This window comes from Alteribacter natronophilus, assembly GCF_006007885.1.
In the GTDB taxonomy this organism is placed as follows: domain Bacteria; phylum Bacillota; class Bacilli; order Bacillales; family Salisediminibacteriaceae; genus Alteribacter; species Alteribacter natronophilus.
Genome location: NZ_VCRO01000002.1, coordinates 574,934 through 600,594, shown reverse-complemented (window position 1 = coordinate 600,594; position 25,661 = coordinate 574,934). Strand labels below are relative to the sequence as shown.

Here is a 25,661-nt window from a genome sequence, read left to right as displayed (position 1 = left end):
TCTGCCTTACAACCCTGTTATACCTTGGTAAATCAGTCTGATTCCGATAATCACGAGCATCAGTCTGAGTAAGTTTACTACTGTATCGCCCTTGAGGCGCCGGTTAATTTTAGCCCCGATAATTCCGCCAAACCAGGCGCCGGGAATGAGGGCTGCCGCATAAAGCCAATCCACGTTTCCAAGTGATATATGTGTCACTGAACTGACCAGCGCAGACAGAAATACAAGGAACATGGATGTTGCCACTGCGATATGTGCGGGAAAACCGAAGAGAAGAAGCATGGCAGGTACCATTAGCGACCCGCCGCCGATGCCAAAGAGTCCGGAGCACATTCCGACCACAAAGGCGATGGCTATGCCTACAGCAGGCTGGTAGCCGTATTCCACCAGTTCCCCTTCTGAATTGATATACGACCTGCGGACACCGCCTTTTTTAGCAAGCCGGATTGGTTTCACATATTTTCTTACCATCAGAATAAACGAAACAAGAATAATAAAGGCACCAAATATAATAAGAAACACGCTTACGTTGATATCTTTATTCAGCCACACCCCAAACAGGGCGCCCGGACCGCTTCCGGCAAAAAAAAGGAGCCCGCTTTTAATATCCACTTTTTTATGCTTAACATATGCAAGGGTGGAGGAAAGACCGGTAAAGATCATAACGACCAGTGAAGTTCCAACGGCCACCTGGGGAGTTATGCCTTCAAGGATGGCTGCGTAACCGCTTAGAACCATCAGGGCCGGTACAATCAGGATCCCGCCCCCAAGTCCCATAATACTGCCCAGAATCGCAGCCACGAGTCCGAGCACGAGTAAAAAAATCCATTCCATATAAATACGCCGCTTTCTGCTGAAAATCCCAGCTGCATTTTTTAGTAAAAGGCTCTGTTAAAGCTTAATGTAGTGTTTTTAGTAGTTGATTGGAGCGAAGTAAGCGATAATCAGTAACAGACTTTAACAGAGCCGGGTAAAGAGCCGAATCAGTCTGTTATTATTATCAGTCAAACAGGTCCAGTTGTCGAGGGGCCAGTCCGCGATAGTCGAGCCCGAGTATGTCGATCATTTTTTTTGCATTTCCGGCTGCGTGACCGCCGGAATTGTTATTAAACAGGACATAGGTATTTTTCACCCTCGCCGATACGTTTCTCACATGTTCAGCAAGTTCCCTGAGTTCCTGTTCCGTGTAGTCATAAAGATAACGAACCTCGCGCCACTCTTCTCCTTTTGACGGTCCCGTCCAGCCCGCTTCATTACGGCCGTGAAAGCGGAACAGGACCTCATCCTGCCCAGCCGGATCCGGTACAAGAGGAATGGACCGCGCTCCGGCCTGAGGTTCATCACAGATACTGTGAATCCAGTTTTCCTCTTTTATAAACGAAAGGGTCTGTTCCCGAAACGGTTCGGCGTACCATGACTGATGCCGGAATTCCAGCGCGCACGAAAAATCCTTAAGGTACTCACGGCACACACGCAGATACTGGACGTTTTCCTTTTTGCACTTGAACCACGGTGGAAACTGGCAGAGAACCATTGCCAGTTTTCCTGCTTCTTTCATTGGCTTCAGTGAATCGGTGAATGCCTCAAACATTTCCTCCCGTGTTTCAAAAGGTATTTCCCCTCTTTCATGGCCCGTCATCCCCTGATAGGCTTTGACGACAAAGCGGAATGCTTCGGGGGTTTCCCGGGTCCACTTCTCCATATTACGCAGGGGCTGAACGGCATAGAAGGTGGAATCCACCTCAACAGTGGGAAAATGACCTGAATAAATCTCCAGCTTATTTGCAGACTGCTTCATTCCTTCATACAGGGTATCATGGTCTCCCCAGCCCGTTAATCCGATATTGATCATCTGTTTCTCCTCTCCTGCCGCCCCATAGGCTCTTCAGATAAAAGTAAAAGGGCGTCCGTATTTTTTCCTATGTAAGAGTTTCTGATCATGGGTGTTTCAGACTGACGTTTATGGTGATTCCGTTACATGATTTAATAAACCGGCACCAGCCCTGAAAACCTGGGATAATGCCTATACGCAATCTATTTTAGTACATATGCTGATGTGTGAATACCCTTTTGCTTTTCCTGCCCCATTTAAGGCAGGAGACGTTAGGGGGCAGACTGGAACAACTCCGGAAAATCCTATGATCGGGGTGTTACATTGAAAGGGGTTAAATGAATGAATCATCAGCCTTATGAAGGAACTTATACACAGTACAGTCCTGACTTCAGCCGCAGACGCCCAGGATGGGGCGGTGGTGGCGGCTGGCATGGTGGCGGCCGGCCGAGACCCGGATGGGGTGGCGGCTGGGGTGGCGGATTCGGCGGCCCGTTCCTGGGAGGGTTTGCAGGAAGCCTTCTCGGAAGTGCGCTGTTCAGCGGACCAGGCTACTATTACCCGCCTTATCCGCCTCCCTTCTACTCTTACCCTCCCTACTACTACTACTACTACTAATGATCCGCTGGGGAGGATGACAAAACGAAGGCCCGGAGAATTACCCCCGGGCCTTCGATTATTGTGTTAACCGTCTGGATTAACCGATTGAACCTTCCATCTCGAACTTGATAAGACGGTTCATCTCAACGGCATATTCCATTGGAAGTTCTTTTGTGAACGGCTCGATGAAGCCCATCACGATCATTTCCGTTGCTTCCTGCTCGGAAACACCGCGGCTCATCAGATAGAAGAGCTGCTCTTCGGAAACTTTCGATACAGTCGCTTCGTGCTCAAGCGTAATGTCGTTGTTGAAGATCTCGTTGTACGGAATCGTATCTGAAGTGGACTCGTTATCCATGATAAGCGTATCACACTCAATCTTGGATTTTGATCCTTCAGACTTACGTCCGAAGTGACAGATTCCGCGATACGTTACTTTACCACCCTGCTTGGAGATGGATTTTGAAACGATCGTGGAGGAGCAATCCGGTGCCAGGTGGTGAACTTTCGCCCCTGCATCCTGGTGCTGTCCTTTACCTGCAATCGCAATGGAAAGGATGTTTCCGCGGGCGCCGCGGCCTTTCATAACGACGGCGGGATATTTCATCGTCAGTTTGGAACCGATGTTACCGTCAACCCACTCCATGTTGGCACCTTCTTCAGCCACCGCACGCTTCGTTACGAGGTTGAATACGTTAGGCGCCCAGTTCTGGATAGTTGTATACCGGCAGTAGGCATTCTTTTTAACAATGATTTCAACAACCGCACTGTGAAGAGAGTTCGTTGTGTAAACCGGAGCCGTACAGCCTTCAACGTAGTGTACAGAGCTGTCTTCATCGGCAATGATCAGTGTACGCTCGAACTGTCCCATGTTTTCGGAGTTAATACGGAAGTAAGCCTGAAGAGGCGTATCCACTTTAATTCCTTTTGGCACGTAGATGAATGATCCACCGGACCATACAGCTGAGTTAAGTGCCGCAAACTTGTTGTCAGAAGGCGGAATCACTTTACCGAAGTGCTCGCGGAAGATTTCCTCATCCTCTTTCAGAGCTGTATCTGTATCTTTAAAAAGTATTCCCTGCTCTGTGAGCTCTTCTTTCATGTTGTGATATACAACCTCGGATTCGTACTGGGCAGATACACCGGCAAGGTATTTCTGCTCTGCTTCAGGAATTCCGAGTTTGTCAAAAGTGTTCTTAATTTCCTCAGGTACTTCATCCCAGGAACGCTCGGACTTTTCAGACGGCTTTACATAGTACGTAATCTCGTCAAAATCGAGCTCGCTGAGGTCACCGCCCCACTGAGGCATTGGCATTTTATAAAACTGTTCAAGAGACTTCAGACGGAAATCGAGCATCCACTGAGGTTCTTCTTTCATACGGGAAATTTCCTCGACGATTTCTTTTGTCAGTCCGCGCTTTGAACGGAAGATCGACACGTCCTTATCGGAAAAACCATACTGATATTCCCCGATTTCAGGCATTTTCTTTGCCATGTAAAATTACCTCCCTTTTTGATTCTGTCAAACAGACCGTGCTTCCTACACCCGACATCACTTGTTCAGTCATAAAGGGAAGCTTTCTTATGACCGGGTCATTTGTTTCTATTTTACACGATAAGGTGCTGTGAGGCTACCCGGGGGGACTGATAAACACCATAAATAAACGCTTCGCTGAACGCCCTCCGCTCGCTTTCCGCGGCGGTGCCGGTGAGCCTCCTCACCTTCGGCTCCGGGGTCTCACCCTGGCCCCCACTGCCGCAGGAGTCTCGCTGCGGGCGTTCAACTGCGCTGTGATTCAGTTCCTAATGATGGATGCACAGGCACGCTTATTCGTTTTCTTCTTCCTTGAGGCCTTTCTCCATTGCTTTCCACGCGAGTGTGGCGCATTTGATTCTGGCCGGGAATTTGGCGACTCCCTGAAGCGCTTCAATATCGCCCAGGTCCATGTCACCGACATCGGGATCCTTTCCGAGCATAATGTCGGAAAAGACACCGGAGAGATTCAGAGCGTCATCGACTGGCAGCCCCTTTACCGCCTGCGTCATCATGGAAGCAGAAGAGAGACTGATGGAACAGCCTTCACCGGTAAACTTGGCTTCGGCGATTTTTCCGTCTTCAACCTTCATCTGAAGCTGAATCCGGTCACCGCACGTAGGGTTGTTCATGTTTACGGTGAGGGTATCTCCGTCGAGTTCGCCCCGGTTTCTCGGGTTTTTGTAATGATCCATGATCACTTGCCGATAGAGTGTATCAAGCTGGTTACCCAAAGACATCTCCGAAATACTCCTTTGTTTTTATTAGCCCTTTGACGAATGTATCCACATCGTCTTTCGTGTTGTACAGATAAAAGCTTGCACGGGCTGTAGCCGTCACATCAAGCCACTTCATGAGCGGTTGTGCACAGTGGTGGCCTGCGCGGACAGCAATGCCGTCTGCGTCGAGTACAGTAGCCACGTCGTGGGGATGAACATCATCACAGTTAAAGGTGACAATGCCTGCACGCTGTTCAGGTCCGTAAACCGTTACACCGTCCACTTCACTCAGCTGCTCGATCGCATACTTTGCCAAATCGTGCTCGTGTTTCTCAATTTGTTCAAGTCCGATATCCTCGAGAAAATCAATTGCGGCACCAAGACCGATTGCACCGGCAATGATTGGTGTACCACCTTCAAATTTCCACGGGAGCTCTTTCCAGGTGGATTCATGAAGGCCGACAAAATCGATCATTTCACCGCCGAATTCCACCGGCTCCATTTTTTCAAGTAGTGCCTTCTTCCCGTACAGGACACCAAACCCTGTCGGTCCGCACATTTTATGAGATGAAAAAGCGAAGAAATCGCAGTCGAGATCCCGTACATCAACCCGCATATGCGGAGTACTCTGGGCACCGTCCACGAGCATGACCGCGCCGTGGCTGTGAGCGGTCTGTGCCAGTTCCTTCACAGGATTGATTGTTCCAAGAACGTTTGACACCTGCATTACAGCCACAATTTTTGTCCGGTCTGTGATCGTTTTCTCCACTTTATCCATATCAATCGTGCCGTCAGGCTTCAGCTCAAGATACTTAAGCGTCGCGCCGGTTGCTTTTGCAAGCTGCTGCCACGGAATGATATTGCTGTGGTGCTCCATTGGTGTAATAACGATCTCATCATCAGGACCTACATTGTCACGGCCGTAACTCTGTGCCACAAGGTTAATCGCCGTTGTCGTTCCACGTGTGAAAATGATTTCCTCCGTGGAGGAGGCATTGATAAAGCTGCGGACTTTTTCACGGGCACCTTCATAGCCGTCTGTTGCCAGAGTCCCCAGGGTATGCACACCCCGGTGAACATTCGAGTTATAGCGGCGGTAATAGTCGTCAAGCGCTTCGATGACCTGTACCGGCTTCTGTGAAGTTGCGGCACTGTCAAGGTAGACAAGGGGCTGACCGTTCACTTCCTGATCGAGAATCGGGAACTGTTTACGGACCGCACTTACATCCATTAGTATACTTTCCTTTCGATTACCTCAATCAGCTGGTCTTTAACAGATTCAATAGGAATCTCGTTAACAACAGGACCGAGGAATCCGTGAATGATCAGACGCTCAGCTTCATGGCGGGAAATTCCGCGGCTCATGAGGTAAAACATCTGAAGCGGATCGATTTTACCGACGGAAGCGGCGTGGCCGGCTGTAACGTCGTCCTCGTCAATCAGAAGGATCGGGTTAGCATCCCCGCGGGCTTTTTCGCTGAGCATAAGCACACGTTCAGTCTGCTCACCATTGGCTTTAGTAGCGCCTTTTTCGATTTTGGAAATTCCGTTGTAGATAGAGCTGGCGGAATCTTTCATTACGCCGTGCTTAAGAATCTGACCGTCGGAATTTTTTCCGTAATGTTTAATAAGTGTAGTGAAGTTCTGGGACTGGTTTCCGCGACCAATGGAAACGGTCTTGGAATCTGCATAGGAACCTTCACCCACCAGGTAAGTCGTGTTGTCGGATACTGTGTTTCCATCGTTCATCTGGCCAAGGGACCAGTATAGTTTGGCATCATGGCCCGTAACCTGTCCTCGGCGGTTCACGTACGTTGTTACTTCAGGTGCAAGGTTATCAACAGCACCGAAGTTTACTGTAGCGTTATCAGCAGCGTACACTTCCGCAACAATGTTGGCTACAGTTTCTTCACTGTTTTCAGATGCATAGTTTTCAAAGTACGTAACGGAGCTGTTTGCTTCAGCCACAATCAGTACGTGGTTAAAGAGGCCTGCGCCGCCTTTCTGTACGTAGATCGCCTGAAGCGGCACGCTTACTTCCACATTTTCCGGCACGTAGATGAACGTTCCTCCGTTTACAAGTGCTGCATGAAGAGCTGTAAGGCGGTTTTCGTCCGCTGTTACCGCTTCTTTCATAAAGTACTTTTCAACAAGGTCGCTGTGCTCTGTTACAGCAGTCTGAAGGTCGGTAAAAATAACACCCTGTTTCTTCAGATCTTCCTGAGTCCGGGAAAAGATCGTCGCCCCGTTTTCCTGTACAAGAATCGTATTGGCGTTTTCCTCTTTACCCACCAGTCCTTTTACTTTATCGGACAGGCTGTCATATGGTGTATCAGCAGTCTCGGCTTTTTCGTGTCTGAAAGACGTAAAATTCCACTTGCTGATGTTCGTTTTATCCGGTTTTGGCAGATCAATTGCCTCTGCTCGCTCTAAAGACGACAGGCGCAGGCTTGTGAGCCACTGAGGCTCCTGGCGGTCTTTAGAGAAGTTCGTCACATATTCCTGATCGAATGGTAGCTTCGTATCCACTGACATACTCTTTTCCTCCTCCTTAAAAACCGCTATTATTCCTGACCTACAGTCTCGTCTTCGATACCGAGCTCATCCTTAATCCAGTCGTAGCCCTGCGCTTCAAGCTTTTCAGCAAGCTCAGGTCCACCGGATTTCACAATGCGGCCCTGCATCATTACGTGAACCTTGTCCGGTTTGATGTAGTTAAGCAGACGCTGGTAGTGGGTGATGATCAGGCAGCCGAAATCGTCGCTGCGCATGTCATTGATTCCTTTTGCAACAACTTTCAGTGCGTCGATGTCAAGACCGGAGTCAATTTCGTCAAGAATGGCAATTTTCGGCTCAAGCATAAGCAGCTGAAGAATTTCGTTACGCTTCTTCTCACCGCCTGAAAAACCTTCGTTCAGATAACGGTGCTGGAATGATTCATCAATTTCAAGCGTTCCCATTTTATCATCCATCTTACGGATGAATTTCATAAGGGAGATTTCGTCGCCTTCTTCTTTGCCCGCGTTAATGGCGGAACGGATGAAGTCTGCATTAGTAACACCGCTGATTTCAGACGGATACTGCATCGCAAGGAAAAGCCCTGCGCGAGCACGCTCGTCAACTTCCATTTCAAATAGGTCTTCTCCATTGAAAGATGCCTTACCGCTTGTTACTTCATATTTAGGATGTCCCATCAGAGCAGAAGCAAGGGTGGATTTACCGGTACCGTTAGGTCCCATGATCGCATGGATCTCGCCGCCTTTAACTTCAATTCCAAATCCTTTCAGGATCTCTTTCTCTTCAATGGATACATGAAGATCTTCAACTTTTAAGTTTGGTGCAGTCATTTGCTCTAACCTCCATTTATTTTTTCATGGCCGCGCTGATTTACGCACCATGGACGGATGAACGTGTGTAAGAATGCATTAGACCCATTCTCAGTTTATTCTCATTACAATTTTAAATCAAATGAAAAGTGAGTTCAAGGGCAAACGACACCCTGTCCTATATTCAAACATATTTAGCGAAGGTTATTCAATTCAGCGGCAATCTTTAAGTATTTTTCCATCGAATGGACGGTTCATACCTTATACTGAACTCAAAACCTGAAAGGCCGGTATGCTTAAGCTGCATACCGGCCCTTTTTAGTCCCTTTATGTTGGTTGTTGATTATGATTTATGTTCAGGTCTTCAGCTGGCCAAGGTGCTCCTGGACGATCTTATTGCTCTCTTTATGATCCTTCTCACGCTTCAGTTCCACCTTCATTACGTTATCAAGGGTTCTCCCGTATTCCGCGTAACTCATACCGTGTGCCTGCTGCATTCCTTTTTCCATCTCGCTCGTGTGATTCATCTGAATCTGATGGATAATAAATCAATCCTTTCAAATTTTTTGGTCAGAAGATCTGACAAGGTACAACTACCACATTAGGTATTGCTGTAAACTTGTTTTTTTGATCTCCATTGTTTGTGACCTTCTTAACACATCATATTGTATCACGGTATCCCCTGTGCACCAACGAGGGTAATCAGGGCTCTCGCCTTGAATTGACTGAAAATTCGGTGCCCATTTTCCTCACCACCCTCACACCTACAATATCCCTTAAATGCATAAAAAAACACCGGATCCCTCGAATAGGACCCGGTGAATGGCATGTCAGCGTGATTAATGCGTCTGCTGGTCAAGCTCTGTCAGGCACTGTTCCACAAGGGTAAAGGCCTGGCTCATGGCTGCACCACCGCCAAAGGCACCGGTAACCGCCACAGCTTCAAGAATTTCCTCCTGCGTACATCCCTGATCCAGACATCCTTTTGTGTGGTAAATGATGCAGTACTCATCCTGTGAGTAAATGCCGATTCCGAGAGCGATGAGCTGCTTTTCCTTTTGCGTCAGCTTCCCCTCCTCGAAGCATGCTTCTGTGAACTCCGCGTATTTATGGGCAATTTCAGGCATCTGTCTGCTGAACTGTCCGAATCCCGCCTTGTAGTCGTGAAGGGCTTCCTGAATGTACGAGCCTGTCTCTTTGTGCTGCTGATGTTCCATGGGTTCATCTCTCCTTCTTTTCATTTCACAGCGTTTAGTCTTTGCAGAGAGCGTGATGATTATGCCGGCTTACTTTTTTGTGTGTGAGCGTCATGGTAAGGAATGTGCGGGCCGGACAGGACGGAGGTTTATCAGCTTTTATCAGGATTTTCTGTTCTTAGCGGGAAGCTGTTTTCGGAAAGATTGTTGTTTTATTCCGCTGCAGGCGGACGCTTTCCGCGGGCATCGCTTCAGCCCGCAACAGATGTTAGCGTGCTTCTTCCTCTTCCAGTTTCGCTTCGAAGTGTCTGCGTCGAAGCAGCTCGAAGTGGATTCACGATGTAAACGCTCGTCCCTGCGGGGTCTTCACCTGATGCTATTCCCGCAGGAGTCGCCGCCTTTCGCTGCATAATTAATTTGGTCAATAACAACAATGTATACGAACACACCCTGGCGGGAAATATCCATGTACTCCGTACCAGCAGGTTTTTCAGGCAAAAAACGCCCTCCCGAAAAGGGGAGAGCATAAAAATACATTATTCACCTGCCGGTACAACCGCACCGTTGTACTCTTCCTCGATAAAGTCCCTCACTTCTTCAGAGCGGAGAACGTCAACAAGGGTCTGAATCTGTTCGTTATCTTCATCGCCACTTCGTACAGTAATGATGTTTACGTACGGGTTATCAAGATCGGATGTTTCGATCGCGATGGAATCCTCATTTGGATCAAGGTTCGCTTCAAGTGCGAAGTTGGAGTTAATCAGTACAGCATCCCCTTCTCCGTTCTCATAGGCTGTTGGAAGAAGAGCAGCTTCGAAATTCGGCTGGAAGTCAAGGTTTTTCGGGTTGTCCACGATATCATCGAGTGTTGCGCCTGTGCCTGCACCTTCCTCAAGTGTAATGACACCTTCGTCCTCAAGCATGAGAAGGATTCGGCCGTGATCAGATGGGGCGTCACTCATAAGAATTTCCGCTCCATCAGGAAGTTCGTCCAGAGTAGCGTACTCCTGGCTGTATACACCGATCGGCTCGATATGGACACCGCCTGCGTTGACAAAGTCATATTCCTCGTTCGCTTCCATCTGATCTTCAAGATACGGCACGTGCTGGAAGTAGTTCGCATCAAGCTCACCGTTTGCAAGGGCACGATTTGGCATAACGTAATCATTGAAAACTTCAATTTGAAGGTCGATTCCTTCTTCTTCAAGAAGCGGCTCGGCAAATTCGAGAATTTCGGAGTGGGGGATGTTTGTCGCCCCGACTACGAGCGTGCTGTCGTCCCCGTCTCCCCCGTTTCCGCCTCCACAGGCGGCAAGAATTCCTGCTGTTGCTGCAAAAGTACCAAATGTAAGTGTTTTTTTCATTGTAATCAAATCCCCTTTTTGTAGTTTACTCTCTTAAAATTATCTTCTCGTTTTTCTCTTCTCATAAAATTGATGTTATATTCCGCTGCAGGAGGTCGCTTTCACCACAGGCACAAGTGCGACATCCGTTCATGCTTCACGGTGTCTTCTATGCCGCGGACATCGCTTCAGCCAGCAGAGTAGTTACCATGCTTCTTCCTCTGCCCGAATCGCTCCGGAGCACCTGCGTCGAAGCAGCTCGAAGCAAACTCACGATGTAAACGCTCGTCCCTGCGGGGTCTTCATCTGATGCTATTCCCGCAGGAGACGCCACCCTCCACTCCATAATTTATATAGAAAACAGCAATCTATCCAAAAACAGCTTATCGTTTATCCAGCACCCGGGTGAGCCGGTCGCCGATGATCTGAACGATAAAGACGACGATCAGAATGGCGATTGTTGCTGCCAGCGTAACGTCATCGTTATAACGCTGGAAACCTTCACGGTAGGCAAAGTCCCCGAGTCCGCCGGCACCGATGACACCGGCCATCGCTGTATAGCTGATCAGGGCAATCGCCGTTACGGTAATACCTGAAATAAGTGCCGGCATGGATTCAGGAAGCAGCACCTTGAAGATAATCTGGCTTTGCGTTGCCCCCATTGAACGGGAGGCTTCTATAACACCCTTGTCCACCTCGCGCAGGGCAATTTCCACCATTCTGGCATAGAACGGTGCTGCTCCGAAAATAAGTGCCGGAAGGGCAGCTGACGGCCCAAGCATTGTACCGATCAGGGCATTCGTAAACGGAATCAGCAGGACAAGCAGAATAATAAACGGAATGGACCGGAACAGGTTAACAAACCCTGCTGTGACTCCATTAACGGCTGCATTCTGCCATAGGTTGCCTTTCGCTGTCAGAAACAGAACAAGCCCCAGGGCAATACCGAGAATAAAGGTAAAAAAGACCGAAACTGCCGACATATATATCGTTTCAAGTGTGGCATCCCACAGGCGTACCCAGTTTACATTCGGAAAGATCTGATCAATCACTGTGGATCACCTCCACTTCAACCTGCTGCTCTTTCACAAAGGCAATGGCACGGTCCATTTCCTCCGTCTCCCCATCAAGACCGATAAAGAGAGAGCCGTAGGAACCGTTCTGGGTAGTTGAGATTTTCCCCTGAAGAATATTCACATTGACGTTAAAGTTCCTGATCACATCTGTAATGACGTGTTTTTTTGCATCACTGCCCGTAAAGGTCAGCTGAAGTACACGGCTGATGCCTTCTTCACCGAACAGGTGGGCAAGTGCCTGTTCCGTTTCCTCCGGCTCGGTCACCTGTTTGACGAACTCCTTCGTCATTTCCTCGCGGGGACGGCTGAAGACGTTTAGGACATCTCCCTCTTCTACAACCTGACCCTGTTCCATCACAGCAACCCGGTGACAGATTTTCCGAATCACGTGCATTTCGTGAGTAATAAGTACGATTGTCAGCCCGAGCTTTTCATTAATATCCACAAGAAGATCGAGGATGGAATCTGTCGTTTTCGGGTCCAGTGCGGATGTGGCTTCATCACACAGCAGGACGTCCGGGTTATTGGCCAGAGCTCTTGCGATTCCGACACGCTGCTTCTGTCCGCCGCTGAGCTGGGAAGGGTATGAACCACCGCGCCCTTCCAGTCCTACAAGCTTGATGAGCTCTTCCACCCGTTCATTTCTTTTCTTCTTTGAAACCCCTGCAATCTCAAGGGGAAAAGCAATATTATCTTTCACCGTTCTGGACCAGAGAAGGTTAAAATGCTGAAAGATCATGCCGATTCCCTGGCGTGCCAGGCGGAGCTCACTTTTGGAAAGGTCCCCCATATCCCTTTCCTCAATTTCAACCTGGCCGGAAGTTGGACGTTCAAGCATATTGAGCATCCGGATCAGGGTACTTTTACCGGCTCCGCTGTAGCCGATCACGCCGAAAATTTCGCCTTTTTCGATCGTGAGGTTTACATTATCCACAGCTGTCACCTGACCATCACGGGTCTGAAACAGCTTTTGAAGATTATTTAGACGAATCATTTCGGTACGCCTCCAATCAAAGAGGAATTAGTATCGGAAAAAGTTCAGACTTTCACGTTAGTATACGCCGTGGCTTGTGCCTTGATGAGCATAGCTTCAGACCCCCGGTAAGCGGGTCAGTTGCACATACAATATAAAAAAACCTTCCTGCTGTTTTGAAAGCAGAAAGGTTTGCGTTTTAAAGAAACCTCTCTCATCTTCCAAAGCCGCAACTTTGCAGGATTTGGCACCTTCTGACACGTCCGTCAGCGGTTGCCGGGCTTCATCGGGCCAGTCCCTCCACCACTCTTGATAAGAGTTTTATTATATTTATTTATTCTGTCATCATCACTTTACCGTAACACTGTAATGAATGGTAGCACGCCGTGTCGGAATGTGTCAACAACTTTTAACTGCTCTTTAAACCCCTGCTCAGATACCAGAGTGATTCCAGCAGGAGAATATGCTTCAGCCTGCCGCTCACTGCAAGGTCCCCCCGCTTTTTCATGGAAAGGAGAAAATCATCTCCCATGAACAGGCTGTGCATGGCTTCCTGTTCGCCGGTAATTGTTACCTCGCTTTTCTCATCCTCGTAAGGTGCTATGGAAATGGTGTCGCCGTTTAAAGAGAGGAGCCAGCTTTCCTCCTCGCAGACCAGACAGACGTCGAGTGTCGTTTCGTCCAGAAGCCGAAGCAGGTTTTCTGTCTTTCTCATGCGCTTGATCGATGATGTAAGGACATTTCTCATGGACATGCACCGCCTCTTTTTTCTGTCCTGTTGTCCCTATTCGGGAGGGATTGAATTAATACCTCTAAGCTGACAGATTTTGCTGTTCGTTTTTCGATTTGTCCGGCCGCTCACGGAAAACGAAGAAGAAATAAACCGTACCGAGGATGTACAGTGCACATGTGATGGAAAAAACGACAGCATAGCCAGTATAAGCTCCGTACATGAGGACGATTCCTGTAGACACCGGTCCCATAACCGCCCATCCGAGCTGAAAGACTGCCTGCCCCACCGAGTTTGCCAGCCCTTTCATATTGTCGTTCACACTTCGCATCATGAGTGACATCTGAATCGGATTGCCGGCATTCATAAGTGCCTGACGGAACAGAAAACCGAATACGGCAAACCAGATATTTTCCGTAAAAGCAGTGATAAGCAGAAACGGGATCGATGCCAGCTGAAGGATTACCACCGCCATGACTTCGCCGTACTTTTTCACCACTGCCGGTCCTATCATAAGGGCGATGGCCGTCATAAGCTGGCCGGCAGAGAGAATAAGTCCGACCATAGAGTGGGAAACGGCGAACCGGTCGACAAAATACAGGTTTAGATAAGGGATCACAAGTCCGGAACCGAAACCGATAATCAGCTGGGCACCGGCAAATAAAAGAATTATTTTCAGGCTGGACCGGTGCGTGGTAAACAGCTTTTTCAGGGACTTCTCCCTGTCCTTCTGTTCTGTGAGTTTGTTTTCCTCACGGATTTTCAGTACCGGAATCAGTGAAGCAATAAAAAACGCAGAGCCTGCCAGTAGGGTAATTCGGATGCTCCAGAGAGGGCTCAGGCCCCCAAAGTGGGTAAGCACATCGCTCATCGTTCCTCCGAGGAGATTTCCGATGACATTAGCAAGCATAATCATGGCAAAGTTCAGGCTGAACAGGTGAACACGCTCTTTTTCCGTTGAGTTTTCCGCGAGAAGCGGGATGGCGGACACCTGGATAAATGACATGAACATCCCAGTCATAAAGGCGGTGGCGAGAAGAAGTTCCTCCACCGCGAGCACAGATCGCAGGAATAGACTGAGCGCAGCAAAGACCGCCCCGATCAGAATGATCTTTTTTCTGCCGAAGCGGTCGCTGAGAAGTCCGGCAGGAAGAAGCAGGAGGGCTGTCGCCATGGACTGCATCGCAATCACCCTGCCGTTGACACTGTCATCAAAACCAAGTTCACGTATGTAATAGTTGTATATAATCAGAAAGACGCCCATTCCGATGTTCGCCAGTACAGAGGCGAGCAGAAACAGACGGATATTCCGGTTGTAAAGCCGGAACTGAGTGAGCCATTCCGAGATCATTCCGGCCACTGTACCCCACCTCTGTTTTGTTGTTTTCAAAATTTCGAGTCTCTAATAAATATAGTCGAGTTTGAGTCATTTGAGAAGAGGAATTACAGGGAAGTTTCATGTTAGTTATGAGCGGGGAGGGGCGAATCTTCTCGCTTGGTCGATATCTGACAGGCGGTGGTTGATACTTGCTGATCGAAGGTTGATATATAGAAATGAAGGTCGATATCCGGTCTTTCTATTGCCATCCGCTTAATATCGCTTCCAAATAACGAGACCTCCCGGTAAACCCGGAAGGTCTCAGAGGTCTCATAATTAATTACTGGATTCAGCACCAGCCCATGTCGCAGCCGTCCACGTAGGATTTTGCCGCTTCCTGCTGTCCGGGCCCGGCTGGATCTTCCGTTCTTTCACCGGCTCCGGCGGTAAATTCACTGGAGAACTCTTCTTCGTACCCTTCTACAGGCAGGCGCCCGATCTTCTGCTGGTCCATATAAAGTGTAATGTAGCCTTCTTTATCAAGCTGCGCCCTCACACGATTTGTGACATCAATATAGGACGACTCCTGATTGAAAGTCGCATTTTCCTTTTTAATTTCAACATTGTTTACGTTCAGACGCTTCTGACGGTCTGCATTTGTAGGATTCATATGTGCCACCCTTTCGGAGCATTTACCCTTTAGCCTCTCCCGGCCGGATGGAAATGATACATCTCCCGGTATTAGACACAAGCTGGTCAGCGGGCTGCGGAGAAAGGATGGCAGGCATAAATATAAAAAGCTGTTTTCGGAAAGATTGTTGCTTTACTCCGCTGCAGGCGGACGCTTTCCGCGGGCATCACTTCAGCCTCCTCGGAAAAAACGCCCTGCGGGGTCTTCAGCTGATGCTATTCCCGCTGGAGTCGCCGCCTTTCGCTGCATAAATAATTTGGTCAATAACAACAACCTATACGAACACAGCCATATAAAAGGACTTCCTCTGTAAAAGAGAAAGTCCCTGAGCTTCGTCTCTACTCTTCGCTGATCATTTCCTCGTACTGATCCGCTGTCATAAGCTTGTCCTGTTCGGACGGATCGGATGGCTCCACTACGATCATCCATGCTTTTTCATATGGTGATTCGTTTACAAATTCCGGAGAGTCTTCAAGATCTTCGTTTACTTCCACTACTTTTCCGCTCAAAGGTGCGTAAAGCTCTGACACGGTTTTAACGGACTCAACGCTTCCAAACGGCTCGTTGGCTTCCACTTCGTCACCGACTTCAGGCAGCTCCACGAAAACAATGTCGCCAAGCTCTGACTGGGCGAAATCCGTAATTCCGATTCGGACCCGCTCGCCTTCATCCTTAACCCATTCGTGCTCATCTGAATACTTGAATTCTTTCGGTAAACTCATGTGTGCTTCCCTCCAAATTAAAAGTGGATCATGCGGCACAAAACCGGTATGTACAAATGTGCCGGTAATCAATCGTTCTGACTTAACTATAATACATTGTTGATCACACAGGCAAGAAAAGGATTACCTTCCCCACGTTTCCTCGAAAACGCCTTCATTGAACCCGACTGTGACTTTTTTGCCGTCAGTCGTTATTGGCCTCTTGATCAGCATTCCGTCGGAAGCAAGAATTTCAAGAAGCTCCTCATCATCTGCCGTTTTAACCTTGTCCTTAAGGCCTAGTTCGCGGTATTTCTTTCCGCTTGTATTGAAGAACTTTTTCAGTTCCAGACCGCTTTTTTCATGATAATCCCGAAGCTGTTCTTTGGATGGCGGGTTCCGGGTGATATCAATTTCCTCGAAGGTCACGTCATGATCGTCAAGCCATTTCTTTGCTTTTCTGCACGTTCCGCATTTTGCATAATGGTAAAACGTCACACTCACTGTATTCAGCCTCCCTTTGATGGTTCATTTATAATTATGAAGGAAACAGCGGCGGAATTAAAGTGGAAAGCGGCAGCAGAAGCCGCTGCTTCTGCTCCGCCTGCCTGCTACTGACGACGGTCGGGTGACTTTGTCCCCATCGTCCACATTTCCCGGATAGCTTCACCTGCATCACGGGCTTCCTGTACTGTCAGTTCTTTTGAAAACTCCTCCGTTGCTTCGATCCGCTGTCCGGGCAGAAATTCTTTTTCCGGCTTTTTCACAGTCATTCCTCCTCTCCTGTTTAGTATTTCCTGAGGGGAGAGTGCTTTTCCCTGTAAACAGATGTAAAGAGCCCCGGAAAACGGGACTCTTAAGAGAGGAGAATGTCCTTCCTTTAGAAAGGAGGATTATTTTAATTTCGGGGCATTGGGGAAAATGCCCCAAATCTGATAACAGTGATCATTCTTTTTACAGTACGTAACGCTCAGCCTCAATGATACCCTGAGCAAGTTCACGCTTCTTGGCAACAACGTTAACCGGTGTATGGCGTGTCAGCTTTTTCAGGATAGCGAGCATCGTGCGGAGGCTGTCGCCTTCCTCAAGTGCAACGAGAGATTCTTTTGCGACTGCTTCGATGCGGTTAATCGCTTCCTGGGTGAACACTTCAGTCATGAGAAGCTTCTGCTTCGACTTTTCCAGACCGTTTTTACCGATTGCTTTTTCAGTACGGAGGACACAGGACTCGATGGAGAAGATGTCCGAAACGATATCAGCTACGTTGGCAAGCAGCTCCTGCTCCTTCTGAAGTTTTTCACCGTACTTCTGCGCGGCTGTGCCGGCAACCATCATAAAGATCTTCTTCGCGTTTTCAAGCAGATATTTTTCCTGTTCAAGCGGCTCGTCGCCCACTTCCTGAGGCATCATCATCATGAGTTCTTCCTGAAGGTTTCCTGCCTGCTCAAGAAGCGGCAGTTCACCTTTCATGGCTTTACGCATAATTGTGGCCGGTACGAGCATACGGTTGATTTCGTTAGTACCTTCAAAAATCCGGTTGATCCGCGAGTTCCGGTACATTGTCTCCACTTCGTACTCACTCATGAAGCCGTATCCGCCGTGAATCTGAACTGCTTCGTCCACGACGAAATCAAGAACTTCGGAACCGAACACCTTATTAAGGGAGCACTCAATCGCATACTCGGCAATTGCCTTTCCTACCGCGTTCCCTTCTTTCTGTTCTTCATCGCTGAGAGCATTAAACGCTTCATCGATCAGTCCGCCGGTACGGTAAATTGAACTCTCGGCAGCATACGTTTTTGCGGCCATTTCGGCAAGTTTCTTCTGAATAAGAGTAAACTTCGAAATTGGAATCTTAAACTGCTTACGCTCGTTCGCGTATTTTGCGGATACTTCGATGGCACGTTTCGCGCCGCCGACACAGCCTACGCCGAGTTTGTAACGGCCGACGTTGAGGATGTTAAAGGCAATTACGTGTCCTTTCCCGATCTCACCAAGGACGTTTTCTTTTGGTACAAGAGCGTCGTTAAGGATCAGGGTACGGGTGGATGAGCCTTTGATCCCCATTTTCTTTTCTTCCGGGCCAACCGAAACGCCTTCGTAATCGCGCTCAACGATAAAGGCGGAGAATTTGTCGCCGTCAATTTTGGCGTAAACAACGAACACATCGGCAAAACCGGCGTTTGTGATCCACTGTTTCTCACCATTCAGTACGTAGTGGGTGCCCGCATCGTTAAGCTTTGCCGTTGTTTTGGCACCAAGTGCATCTGAACCTGAGCTCGGCTCGGTAAGAGCATAGGCTGCAATCTTTTCACCGCTTGCCAGTTCCGGAAGGTATTGTTTCTTCTGCTCGTCAGTTCCGAAAAAGACGATCGGAAGTGACCCGATTCCCACGTGTGCGCCGTAGGAAAGGGAGAATGAGCCTGCCAGGGCAAATTTCTCTGTAATGAGGGAGGAGCTGATTTTATCAAGGCCAATCCCGCCGTATTCCTCTGGTACATCTGCACCAAGAAGGCCCAGTTCACCGGCTTCTTTCAGCAGTCGGACACTGATGTCAAACTGGTGCTCTTCGATTTTGTCGATTTCCGGAACTACCTGGTTGACACAGAAATCCTCGGTTGTTTTTGCAATCATGACGTGCTCATCAGAAAAGTCTTCGGGTGTGAACATACGGTCAGCTTCGATTGATTCGAGAAGAAAGCTGCCGCCTTTCAGCGTTTTATCAGCAGTTGCCATAGTCGTACCTCCTGTAAAATAATTTTATTCGATACTGCTTTATGAAGGATTGGACCGCTTCCCCGGGGAATCGGACCACACTTTTCAAAAATTGAACGCTACTTGAAGTTATTTAGACCACATTCGAGGAGAATTGGACCTTACCTTTCAATGATTGGACCAAATACTCCTGAAAATCGATTACACGAGCTCAAAGACTCCCGCTGCGCCCATTCCGCCGCCGATACACATAGTGACAACACCAAACTGCTCGCCGCGGCGTCTCATTTCGTGAATGAGGCTGAGTGTGAGCTTCGTTCCGGAACAGCCGAGCGGATGGCCAAGAGCAATTCCGCCCCCGTTCACGTTCACTTTGTCGTGATCAAGTCCCAGCGTTCTGATAACCTGAAGCGCCTGGGAGGCGAATGCTTCATTCAGCTCGAACAGACCGATATCGGACTGCTCAAGTCCTGCCAGTTTCAGCGCTTTCGGGATCGCTTCCACCGGCCCGATGCCCATTACTTCCGGGGCAACGCCCGCTACGGCAAAGGAACGGAATTTCACGAGAGGTGTAAGACCGTCTGCTTCCGCCACTTCCCGGTCCATGACAAGAACCGAGGCGGCACCGTCACTCATCTGTGAGGCGTTACCGGCTGTAACAGTACCCTTAACATGAAAGGCCGGGCGCAGTTTTGCCAGCGCCTCCACAGTGGAACCCGGACGGACACCTTCATCCTTCGTGAACATCACTTCTTTTTCCACAAGCTTATGCTTACTGTCCACACTCCGGTGCGTTACCGGAACAGAAACGATTTCGTCGTCAAATTTACCTTCTTCAATCGCTTTCGCTGCACGGCGGTGACTCTCCACCGCGAAAGCATCCTGGTCCTCACGGCTCACTTCAAACCGCTTTGCCACTTCCTCTGCTGTATGGCCCATTCCCATGTAGTACTCGGGTGCGTTTTCCACGAGGTTCGGATTAAGCGCGATAACGTGCCCGCCCATCGGGATCATACTCATGGATTCTGCGCCGCCGGCAAGAATCGCTTCCGAGTGGCCGAGCATAATCCGCTCTGCCCCGTAGGCAATACTCTGCAGACCTGAGGAGCAGTATCGGTTAATCGTAATGCCCGGTACGGAATCAGGGAGTCCAGCAAGGCCGGCAATGTTTCTCGCCATGTTCATGCCCTGCTCTGCTTCCGGCATGGCGCACCCCATAATGACGTCTTCAATTCGGCCAGGGTCGAAATCCCCTGCACGTTTGAGTGTTTCCTTTACTGTCAAAGCCCCTAAATCATCCGGTCTGACGTGGGCCAGTGTGCCTTTTTTTGCTTTTCCGACAGGTGTTCTCGCACCTGCTACAATAACGGCTTCCTTCACAGACTGTCCCCTCCTTTTAGTTGCGTAATGGCTTTCCTTTTGTAAGCATGTGCTGCATGCGCTGCTGCGTTTTCGGCTCGGCTACGAGACTAACAAATGCTTCACGTTCGAGATCGAGCAGATATTGTTCATCAACTTCTGTTCCTTTTGGTACGCGTCCACCGGCAAGAACAAAAGCGAGCTTCTGTGCAATTTTGAGGTCGTGGTCACTGATATAACCGCCAAAGTGCATTGTTTTTGCACCCTGAAGCATCGTGGCGTAACCTGTTTCCCCGACAACCGGTATCTTCCGGCGTTTCGGCGGCTGATAGCCTCCATCAGCAAGGTGAAGTACTTTCTGCTTCGCATCGTGAAGCAGGTGATCTCCATTTACGCTGATGCCGTCCTGAGGGCGGATGTAGCCCAGTTCCGCTGCTTCCTGGGCACTCGTGCCGACTTTTGCCATGGCGATCGATTCGAACACCTGGTTGGCGACACCCTGAAGGTCAATCTGGGCTCCTTCAGGCAGACGTTCAAGCTGACGAAGGTAAAGCTCCTTGTTTCCGCCTCCGCCAGGGATCAGGCCGACGCCTACTTCCACAAGTCCCATATACGTTTCCTGGGAAGCCTGGATACTCGCTGCCGGCATGGAAATTTCCGCACCGCCCCCGAGTGTCATACCGAACGTCCCTGCCACCACAGGCTTCTGTGAGTAACGGATTTTTGCCATCGTCTGCTGGAACTGACGGACAACAAGATCGATTTCAGGGTAGTTCATGTCCTGTGCTTCCATGAGGATCATCATCAGGTTGGCGCCGACACAGAAGTTTTTGCCCTGGTTGTTAATAACAAGGCCTTTGTAGTTCTTTTCCACCTCGTCAATCGACTTCGTGACCATCTGCATCACATCAAGGCCAATTGAATTGTTTGGTGAGTGAAACTCCAGGTTTGCCACACCGTCACCGAGATCGATGAGAGAGGCCCCTGCATTTTTCATGATGACGTTCGATTCATCTTTCTTGAGCGTCTTCAGGTTAATGACTTTTGGGTTAATATCCGGTGTCACCATGTCGCCACGGTCATAAAAAGCCCCGTCTTCGTTATAGAAGGACGCTGTTCCCGAGTTGAGCATTTCCTTTACCCAGGAAGGAACGGTGTCGCCGTCAGCTTCCATTTTTTCAACGGACTTCTCAACGCCGATGGCATCCCACGTTTCAAACGGGCCAAGCTCCCAGCCGAAGCCCCATTTCATGGCGTCGTCCACTGCTTTTACGTTATCTGAGATTTCGTACACCTTTTCCGCCGAATAAATCAGTACCGGCTTCAAAAGATTCCAGACGAGCTCACCGGCTCGGTCATCAGCGTATACGAGCGCTTTCAGTTTTGCTGCTTTCCCTTTTGCCTGTTTGCTCTGCTGAACGGATGCGGCTTTCAGCTTTTTCCGTGGACCGTATTCCATCCTCTCGTAATCAAGCTCAAGGATTTCGCTCCCGTTTTCACCTTTCTGCTTCAGGTAGAAGCCCTGGCCGGACTTGCTTCCGAGCCATCCCTTATCCCCCATGTCTTTCATAAAGGCAGGCGGGTCGAATACATCTTTTTCGTATCCTTCAACCTGGTCGTACACGTTTTTCGCTACGTGAAGGAATGTATCGAGACCTACTACATCAAGGGTGCGGAATGTGGCACTTTTCGGTCTGCCGAGTGCAGGACCGGTAACGGAGTCCACTTCCCCTACAGAATAGCCGCCTTTCATCATTTCACGCACAGTGACGAGCAGGCCGTACGTGCCGATCCGGTTGGCGATGAAATTCGGTGTGTCCTTTGCTTCCACGACACCTTTACCGAGGATATCCTCGCCGAACACTTTCATATATTCAAAGACTTCAGGTTTCGTATCTTTCGTAGGAATCACTTCGAGCAACTTCAGATAGCGCGGCGGATTGAAGAAATGGGTGCCGAGAAAATGGGCACGGAAATCGTCGGAGCGCCCTTCCGCCATGGCTTCTATTGAAATTCCGGAAGTATTGGAACTCACAACCGTTCCCGGCCTGCGGTACTGTTCCACCTTTTCATACACAGACTTTTTCACATCAAGGTTCTCTACAACCACTTCAATGATCCAGTCCACATCCGCAAGCTTATTCATGTCATCTTCCATGTTGCCCGGTGTAATCAGATCAGCGTTGCTCTTTTTTGCAAGAGGCGCAGGTTTCTGCTTTTTAAGCTTCTCAATTGCCGTGGCTGCCATCCGGTTCCGGACAGCCTGATCTTCAAGTGTAAGTCCTTTTTTCTCTTCTGCTTCCGTCAGTTCTTTTGGCACGATGTCCAGAAGAAGGGACGGAATCCCGATGTTGGCCAGGTGGGCAGCAATCCCCGACCCCATAACGCCGGAGCCTAACACCGCAACTTTACCGATTTTCCCAATCATGAAGGACCTCCTCATTTCTTTCTTATTTTGAATGAATACTCATTCATTTTTTCCTCAAAAAAATATTCGCGTTCCATATTTGCGCGTATGTTTACGGTTACATGTCAACTATATAAAAAATCCGCCCATTCTGCAACAGTAATGACAGAAAATTTTCTTTATTTCCACTCTATGCCCCACCATCTGTCACGATGCCTCCTCTCTTTGTCCTTTTTTCCTGCAGGGTTTGTATACTTCAGAAAAGATGACAGAAACTATATCATGTTCCATTTTAAGAAGATCAGGAGGGATTCGTATGCAGCAGCAGCCGCAAAGCCAGCAGGGGCAGAATATCATGCCCCAGCCCCCGGAAGTGGTTACAACAAAAGACCATCTTTATATCTGTGACATGCTTTCGTGGAATCTGATGGCTATGAAAAAAGCTCATCAGAGTGCACAGCAGTGCAGTGACCAGGACATCAAAAACGCACTGGACGAAGCAGGACGCATGCATTACATGCATTATCAGAAACTGCTGACCCATCTACAGGGCCAGAACAACCAGATGCAGCAGTAAAAAAAGGAGTGAAATCAGCATGAACCAGGGAAATCAGCAGTCTAAAATCCAGAACCCGGAAACAACCATTCCGAAGACGCCGCAGATGAACGACCGTGACTTCATCAATGATATGCTTGCCACCGAAAAGTACTTAACCGAATCGTACTGCACGGCGCTTAACGAAGCCAGTCATGAGGGGCTTTATAAAGATGTGCAGGCAATCTTTAATGAAACCCAGGACTGCCAGCGCAATCTCTTTAACAAAATGTTTGAAAAAGGCTGGTACTCTTTTGAAGCAGTACAGCAGCAGACGCTGGACCAGTCCCACCAGCAGTTTTCCGGCTACAGTACCCAGTTTCCGTATAACCAGAACAACCCGGTTTCCTAAGAAGGCTGAAGCGATTGCCGGCAGAAAGTGTCTGCATGCAGCGCAGGAACATAGCAATCCGGAAAGAGCCGGACAAAAAGCATCCCGCGAATCTCACTCATCGCGGGATGCTTTTTCAATTTCTCCTTACTTGTTAATCCACACATCGCCATCCTTGTACGTCATCTGTTCCGGATAACGGAGATCCACCACTTCCTCCTGAATTTTCTGTGAAGGAGCCTTGGTGAGAAGCGATACAACAACAATGGCAATAATCGCTGAAGCGGCTCCAAAAACGCCGGCCCCTGTATCGTTGATCCCGGCAATCTGGAATCCTGCCTGGGCGGCAAAGATATAAGCGAGTGTAACAGTCAGCCCTGTGAGCATACCGGCGATAACGCCCGGTCCGTTCGCCCGCTTCCACCAGACACCGAGGAGCAGTGCCGGGAAGAATGTTCCTGCTGCCAGGCCGAATGCCCACGCGACAATCTGCGTAATCACACCCGGAGGATCAAGAGCGATGACCCCGGCGAGAACGGTGGCAGCTACAATCGTGATCCGTCCCACTGCCAGCCGGTTACGGTCTGAGGCATGAGGGCGAAGTACACGGTAATATATATCGTGTGCAAAAGAAGACGAGATCGAAATCATGAGACCGCCGGCGGTAGACAGTGCTGCAGCCATGGCACCCGCTGCCATCAGGCCGATTACAAATACTCCGAGATTGGCGATCTCAGGAGTGGCCATTACAACGATGTCCGCGTTAATCATCAGTTCGTTCCACTGAAGTACGCCGTCACCATTCGAATCGGCAATCTGAAGCAGCCCCGTGTTGATCCATGTCTCCGTCCATGCCGGAAGATCGTTGATCGGCTGTCCGACAACGTTTGTCATGAGCACAAAGCGTGAAAATGCGGCATACGCCGGTGCAGACAGGTAAAGAAGACCGATAAAGAGAAGAGCCCACGCCCCGGACCATCTCGCTGCCTTCATCGTTGAAACCGTGTAAAAACGGACGATGACGTGGGGAAGTCCGGCTGTTCCCGCCATGAGTGTAAACATAAGCGCCATAAACTGCCACCTCGAAGCTTCATCGAACGGTGCAAAATACTGCGACAGTCCGAGATCGGCGTCAATTTCCCCGAGACGGGATACAATTTCCCCGTAACTGATCCAGGGGATAGGGTTGCTTGTGAGCTGAAGGCTCATAAAAATGACCGGAACGAGGTAGGCGATAATTAATACGATATACTGCGCCACCTGCGTCCAGGTAATCCCCTTCATTCCCCCAAAAGCAGCATAGAAGGAAATAAGCACTACCCCGATCAGTGTTCCAACCGCTGCATCCACTTCAAGGAGGCGTCCGATTACGACCCCTGACCCTGAAAGCTGCCCGATGGAATATGTAAAACTGATAATAATTGTACAGACCGCCGCAATAACACGGGCTGTGTGGCTCCCATACCGGTCCCCGATGAATTCCGGTACCGTATAGCGGCCGTATTTGCGCAGCTGCGGGGCCAGCAGGAATGTGAGAAGCAGGTATCCGCCTGTCCATCCCATAATGTAGGCAAGGCCGTCATACCCGAGCAGCATGACTGTACCGGCCATCCCGATAAACGACGCGGCACTCATCCAGTCGGCACCAATCGCCATCCCGTTAAAGACCGGTGGCACTCCCCGGCTCGCCACATAAAAATCAGAAGTCTGTTTTGCCTTGTTATAGATCGCAATTCCAATGTAAAGACCGAAAGTGAGCAATATAAACGTCAGTGAGACAAGAAACTGTTCATTCCCCAACCGTCCATCCTCCTTTGCGCTCCATACGAATGCACGCTGTCCGGATCCTGGTGCTTCCCTTTTTCATCCGTACGTCTTCTCTGAGATCACTTGTCTAGTGGTCTGCTGTTTTTCCGTAGCTGATTTTTTCGTTTTCCCCTTCGTCGATGCCGTATTTTCTGTCAATGCGGTCACTCACTTTTGCACTTATAAATAAGAGCAGGATGAACGTAAGAACCGATCCCTGCGCGCCCATCCAGTAGTGAAATGGAAACCCGAGCAGCGGCATCTCAAACTGAAGCCGGTCTGCAAACAGAACCACGCCGTACGAAACGAGAAACCAGATAGTCAGGAAGATAACAATGTATTTGTTTTTCTCCCTGTAATAGGCATCGGCGGTTTTTTTGTCGATCTTTTTCACAGGCTGCCACTCCTTT

27 protein-coding genes and 1 riboswitch are annotated in these 25,661 nt (G+C 49.2%); of the genes, 3 read left to right on the top strand and 24 right to left on the bottom strand.

Annotation, left to right across the window (positions count from 1 at the left end):
• Positions 1-6: 6 nt before the first annotated feature.
• Positions 7-834 carry a sulfite exporter TauE/SafE family protein gene (locus FGB90_RS09750; protein ID WP_138810623.1) on the bottom strand — a complete coding sequence of 276 codons (828 nt, stop codon included), beginning with the start codon at positions 832-834 and terminating at the stop codon, positions 7-9.
• Between the two features lie 166 nt (positions 835-1,000).
• Positions 1,001-1,852, bottom strand: a complete 852-nt coding sequence (locus FGB90_RS09745) for a DUF72 domain-containing protein (protein ID WP_138810622.1) — start codon at positions 1,850-1,852, stop codon at positions 1,001-1,003.
• 321 nt (positions 1,853-2,173) lie between these two features.
• On the opposite strand from FGB90_RS09745, the gene ymaG reads away from it, so the two are divergent.
• Positions 2,174-2,449 (top strand): inner spore coat protein YmaG, encoded by a 276-nt coding sequence (gene ymaG, locus FGB90_RS09740; protein ID WP_138810621.1) that lies wholly within the window; start codon positions 2,174-2,176, stop codon positions 2,447-2,449.
• Between the two features lie 79 nt (positions 2,450-2,528).
• Here the strand turns inward: ymaG and sufB are convergent, their stop codons facing one another.
• From sufB to FGB90_RS09655, 20 genes are all read right to left on the bottom strand, one after another.
• Positions 2,529-3,926: a Fe-S cluster assembly protein SufB gene (gene sufB / locus FGB90_RS09735; protein ID WP_138810620.1), complete on the bottom strand. Its 1,398-nt coding sequence runs from the start codon at positions 3,924-3,926 to the stop codon at positions 2,529-2,531.
• A 332-nt stretch (positions 3,927-4,258) separates the two neighbouring features.
• The gene (sufU, locus tag FGB90_RS09730) at positions 4,259-4,705 is read right to left on the bottom strand and encodes a Fe-S cluster assembly sulfur transfer protein SufU (RefSeq protein ID WP_138810619.1); all 447 of its coding nucleotides are present in this window, start codon (positions 4,703-4,705) and stop codon (positions 4,259-4,261) included.
• Complete coding sequence (locus FGB90_RS09725; RefSeq protein WP_138810618.1) at positions 4,692-5,915, bottom strand: cysteine desulfurase; 1,224 nt, start codon at positions 5,913-5,915, stop codon at positions 4,692-4,694. Before FGB90_RS09725 ends, sufU begins: the two co-directional genes overlap by 14 nt.
• Entirely contained in the window at positions 5,915-7,219 is a 1,305-nt protein-coding gene (gene sufD / locus FGB90_RS09720) for a Fe-S cluster assembly protein SufD (RefSeq protein ID WP_138810617.1), read from the bottom strand. The genes FGB90_RS09725 and sufD overlap by 1 nt, the downstream gene beginning before the upstream one ends.
• A 29-nt stretch (positions 7,220-7,248) precedes the next feature.
• Complete coding sequence (sufC, locus tag FGB90_RS09715) at positions 7,249-8,031, bottom strand: Fe-S cluster assembly ATPase SufC (protein WP_138810616.1); 783 nt, start codon at positions 8,029-8,031, stop codon at positions 7,249-7,251.
• 335 nt (positions 8,032-8,366) lie between these two features.
• Positions 8,367-8,507: a YuzK family famiily protein gene (locus FGB90_RS20120; protein ID WP_497706972.1), complete on the bottom strand. Its 141-nt coding sequence runs from the start codon at positions 8,505-8,507 to the stop codon at positions 8,367-8,369.
• 342 nt (positions 8,508-8,849) lie between these two features.
• The gene (locus FGB90_RS09710; protein WP_138810615.1) at positions 8,850-9,227 is read right to left on the bottom strand and encodes a carboxymuconolactone decarboxylase family protein; all 378 of its coding nucleotides are present in this window, start codon (positions 9,225-9,227) and stop codon (positions 8,850-8,852) included.
• 345 nt (positions 9,228-9,572) lie between these two features.
• Positions 9,573-9,704: a hypothetical protein gene (locus tag FGB90_RS20115; RefSeq protein WP_281280032.1), complete on the bottom strand. Its 132-nt coding sequence runs from the start codon at positions 9,702-9,704 to the stop codon at positions 9,573-9,575.
• 38 nt (positions 9,705-9,742) lie between these two features.
• On the bottom strand, positions 9,743-10,570 hold the full coding sequence (locus tag FGB90_RS09705) for a MetQ/NlpA family ABC transporter substrate-binding protein (RefSeq protein ID WP_138810614.1): 828 nt from the start codon (positions 10,568-10,570) through the stop codon (positions 9,743-9,745).
• Positions 10,571-10,932: 362 nt separating this feature from the next.
• Positions 10,933-11,601 (bottom strand): methionine ABC transporter permease, encoded by a 669-nt coding sequence (locus FGB90_RS09700; protein WP_138810613.1) that lies wholly within the window; start codon positions 11,599-11,601, stop codon positions 10,933-10,935.
• Entirely contained in the window at positions 11,594-12,619 is a 1,026-nt protein-coding gene (locus tag FGB90_RS09695; RefSeq protein WP_138810612.1) for a methionine ABC transporter ATP-binding protein, read from the bottom strand. Before FGB90_RS09695 ends, FGB90_RS09700 begins: the two co-directional genes overlap by 8 nt.
• Positions 12,620-12,809: 190 nt before the next feature.
• A riboswitch (SAM riboswitch) is annotated at positions 12,810-12,917 on the bottom strand.
• 90 nt (positions 12,918-13,007) lie between these two features.
• On the bottom strand, positions 13,008-13,352 hold the full coding sequence (locus FGB90_RS09690; RefSeq protein WP_138810611.1) for a hypothetical protein: 345 nt from the start codon (positions 13,350-13,352) through the stop codon (positions 13,008-13,010).
• A 58-nt stretch (positions 13,353-13,410) separates the two neighbouring features.
• Positions 13,411-14,679: an MFS transporter gene (locus FGB90_RS09685; RefSeq protein WP_138810705.1), complete on the bottom strand. Its 1,269-nt coding sequence runs from the start codon at positions 14,677-14,679 to the stop codon at positions 13,411-13,413.
• 316 nt (positions 14,680-14,995) lie between these two features.
• Positions 14,996-15,316 (bottom strand): DUF2553 family protein, encoded by a 321-nt coding sequence (locus FGB90_RS09680; RefSeq protein WP_138810610.1) that lies wholly within the window; start codon positions 15,314-15,316, stop codon positions 14,996-14,998.
• Positions 15,317-15,675: 359 nt separating this feature from the next.
• On the bottom strand, positions 15,676-16,059 hold the full coding sequence (gcvH, locus tag FGB90_RS09675; protein WP_138810609.1) for a glycine cleavage system protein GcvH: 384 nt from the start codon (positions 16,057-16,059) through the stop codon (positions 15,676-15,678).
• 123 nt (positions 16,060-16,182) lie between these two features.
• Complete coding sequence (locus FGB90_RS09670; protein WP_138810608.1) at positions 16,183-16,542, bottom strand: arsenate reductase family protein; 360 nt, start codon at positions 16,540-16,542, stop codon at positions 16,183-16,185.
• A gap of 107 nt (positions 16,543-16,649) precedes the next feature.
• On the bottom strand, positions 16,650-16,805 hold the full coding sequence (locus FGB90_RS19655) for a hypothetical protein (protein WP_171051769.1): 156 nt from the start codon (positions 16,803-16,805) through the stop codon (positions 16,650-16,652).
• 187 nt (positions 16,806-16,992) lie between these two features.
• Positions 16,993-18,774 carry an acyl-CoA dehydrogenase FadE gene (locus FGB90_RS09665; protein ID WP_138810607.1) on the bottom strand — a complete coding sequence of 594 codons (1,782 nt, stop codon included), beginning with the start codon at positions 18,772-18,774 and terminating at the stop codon, positions 16,993-16,995.
• A gap of 180 nt (positions 18,775-18,954) precedes the next feature.
• Positions 18,955-20,133 carry an acetyl-CoA C-acetyltransferase gene (locus FGB90_RS09660; RefSeq protein WP_138810606.1) on the bottom strand — a complete coding sequence of 393 codons (1,179 nt, stop codon included), beginning with the start codon at positions 20,131-20,133 and terminating at the stop codon, positions 18,955-18,957.
• 16 nt (positions 20,134-20,149) lie between these two features.
• Complete coding sequence (locus tag FGB90_RS09655; RefSeq protein WP_138810605.1) at positions 20,150-22,540, bottom strand: 3-hydroxyacyl-CoA dehydrogenase/enoyl-CoA hydratase family protein; 2,391 nt, start codon at positions 22,538-22,540, stop codon at positions 20,150-20,152.
• 295 nt (positions 22,541-22,835) lie between these two features.
• Here FGB90_RS09655 and FGB90_RS09650 point away from each other — a divergent pair, with 295 nt between their 5' ends.
• Positions 22,836-23,096, top strand: coding sequence for a hypothetical protein (locus FGB90_RS09650; protein WP_138810604.1), 261 nt, complete (start codon positions 22,836-22,838; stop codon positions 23,094-23,096).
• A gap of 19 nt (positions 23,097-23,115) precedes the next feature.
• Positions 23,116-23,466 (top strand): spore coat protein, encoded by a 351-nt coding sequence (locus tag FGB90_RS09645; protein WP_138810603.1) that lies wholly within the window; start codon positions 23,116-23,118, stop codon positions 23,464-23,466.
• Positions 23,467-23,592: 126 nt separating this feature from the next.
• Here FGB90_RS09645 and FGB90_RS09640 read toward each other — a convergent pair whose 3' ends face one another.
• Together FGB90_RS09640 and FGB90_RS09635 are read right to left on the bottom strand one after the other, a co-directional pair.
• Positions 23,593-25,245 carry a sodium:solute symporter family protein gene (locus FGB90_RS09640; protein ID WP_138810602.1) on the bottom strand — a complete coding sequence of 551 codons (1,653 nt, stop codon included), beginning with the start codon at positions 25,243-25,245 and terminating at the stop codon, positions 23,593-23,595.
• A gap of 94 nt (positions 25,246-25,339) precedes the next feature.
• The gene (locus tag FGB90_RS09635) at positions 25,340-25,645 is read right to left on the bottom strand and encodes a DUF4212 domain-containing protein (RefSeq protein ID WP_138810601.1); all 306 of its coding nucleotides are present in this window, start codon (positions 25,643-25,645) and stop codon (positions 25,340-25,342) included.
• Between the last annotated feature and the right edge of the window lie 16 nt (positions 25,646-25,661).

Coding starts and splice junctions, on each gene's coding strand:
- FGB90_RS09750 (WP_138810623.1), bottom strand. CDS start 834: ATGGAATGGATTTTTTTACTCGTGCTCGGACTCGTGGCTGCGATTCTG.
- FGB90_RS09745 (WP_138810622.1), bottom strand. CDS start 1,852: ATGATCAATATCGGATTAACGGGCTGGGGAGACCATGATACCCTGTAT.
- ymaG (WP_138810621.1), top strand. CDS start 2,174: ATGAATCATCAGCCTTATGAAGGAACTTATACACAGTACAGTCCTGAC.
- sufB (WP_138810620.1), bottom strand. CDS start 3,926: ATGGCAAAGAAAATGCCTGAAATCGGGGAATATCAGTATGGTTTTTCC.
- sufU (WP_138810619.1), bottom strand. CDS start 4,705: ATGTCTTTGGGTAACCAGCTTGATACACTCTATCGGCAAGTGATCATG.
- FGB90_RS09725 (WP_138810618.1), bottom strand. CDS start 5,915: ATGGATGTAAGTGCGGTCCGTAAACAGTTCCCGATTCTCGATCAGGAA.
- sufD (WP_138810617.1), bottom strand. CDS start 7,219: ATGTCAGTGGATACGAAGCTACCATTCGATCAGGAATATGTGACGAAC.
- sufC (WP_138810616.1), bottom strand. CDS start 8,031: ATGACTGCACCAAACTTAAAAGTTGAAGATCTTCATGTATCCATTGAA.
- FGB90_RS20120 (WP_497706972.1), bottom strand. CDS start 8,507: ATGCAGCAGGCACACGGTATGAGTTACGCGGAATACGGGAGAACCCTT.
- FGB90_RS09710 (WP_138810615.1), bottom strand. CDS start 9,227: ATGGAACATCAGCAGCACAAAGAGACAGGCTCGTACATTCAGGAAGCC.
- FGB90_RS09705 (WP_138810614.1), bottom strand. CDS start 10,570: ATGAAAAAAACACTTACATTTGGTACTTTTGCAGCAACAGCAGGAATT.
- FGB90_RS09695 (WP_138810612.1), bottom strand. CDS start 12,619: ATGATTCGTCTAAATAATCTTCAAAAGCTGTTTCAGACCCGTGATGGT.
- FGB90_RS09690 (WP_138810611.1), bottom strand. CDS start 13,352: ATGTCCATGAGAAATGTCCTTACATCATCGATCAAGCGCATGAGAAAG.
- FGB90_RS09685 (WP_138810705.1), bottom strand. CDS start 14,679: ATGATCTCGGAATGGCTCACTCAGTTCCGGCTTTACAACCGGAATATC.
- FGB90_RS09680 (WP_138810610.1), bottom strand. CDS start 15,316: ATGAATCCTACAAATGCAGACCGTCAGAAGCGTCTGAACGTAAACAAT.
- gcvH (WP_138810609.1), bottom strand. CDS start 16,059: ATGAGTTTACCGAAAGAATTCAAGTATTCAGATGAGCACGAATGGGTT.
- FGB90_RS09665 (WP_138810607.1), bottom strand. CDS start 18,774: ATGGCAACTGCTGATAAAACGCTGAAAGGCGGCAGCTTTCTTCTCGAA.
- FGB90_RS09655 (WP_138810605.1), bottom strand. CDS start 22,540: ATGATTGGGAAAATCGGTAAAGTTGCGGTGTTAGGCTCCGGCGTTATG.
- FGB90_RS09650 (WP_138810604.1), top strand. CDS start 22,836: ATGCAGCAGCAGCCGCAAAGCCAGCAGGGGCAGAATATCATGCCCCAG.
- FGB90_RS09645 (WP_138810603.1), top strand. CDS start 23,116: ATGAACCAGGGAAATCAGCAGTCTAAAATCCAGAACCCGGAAACAACC.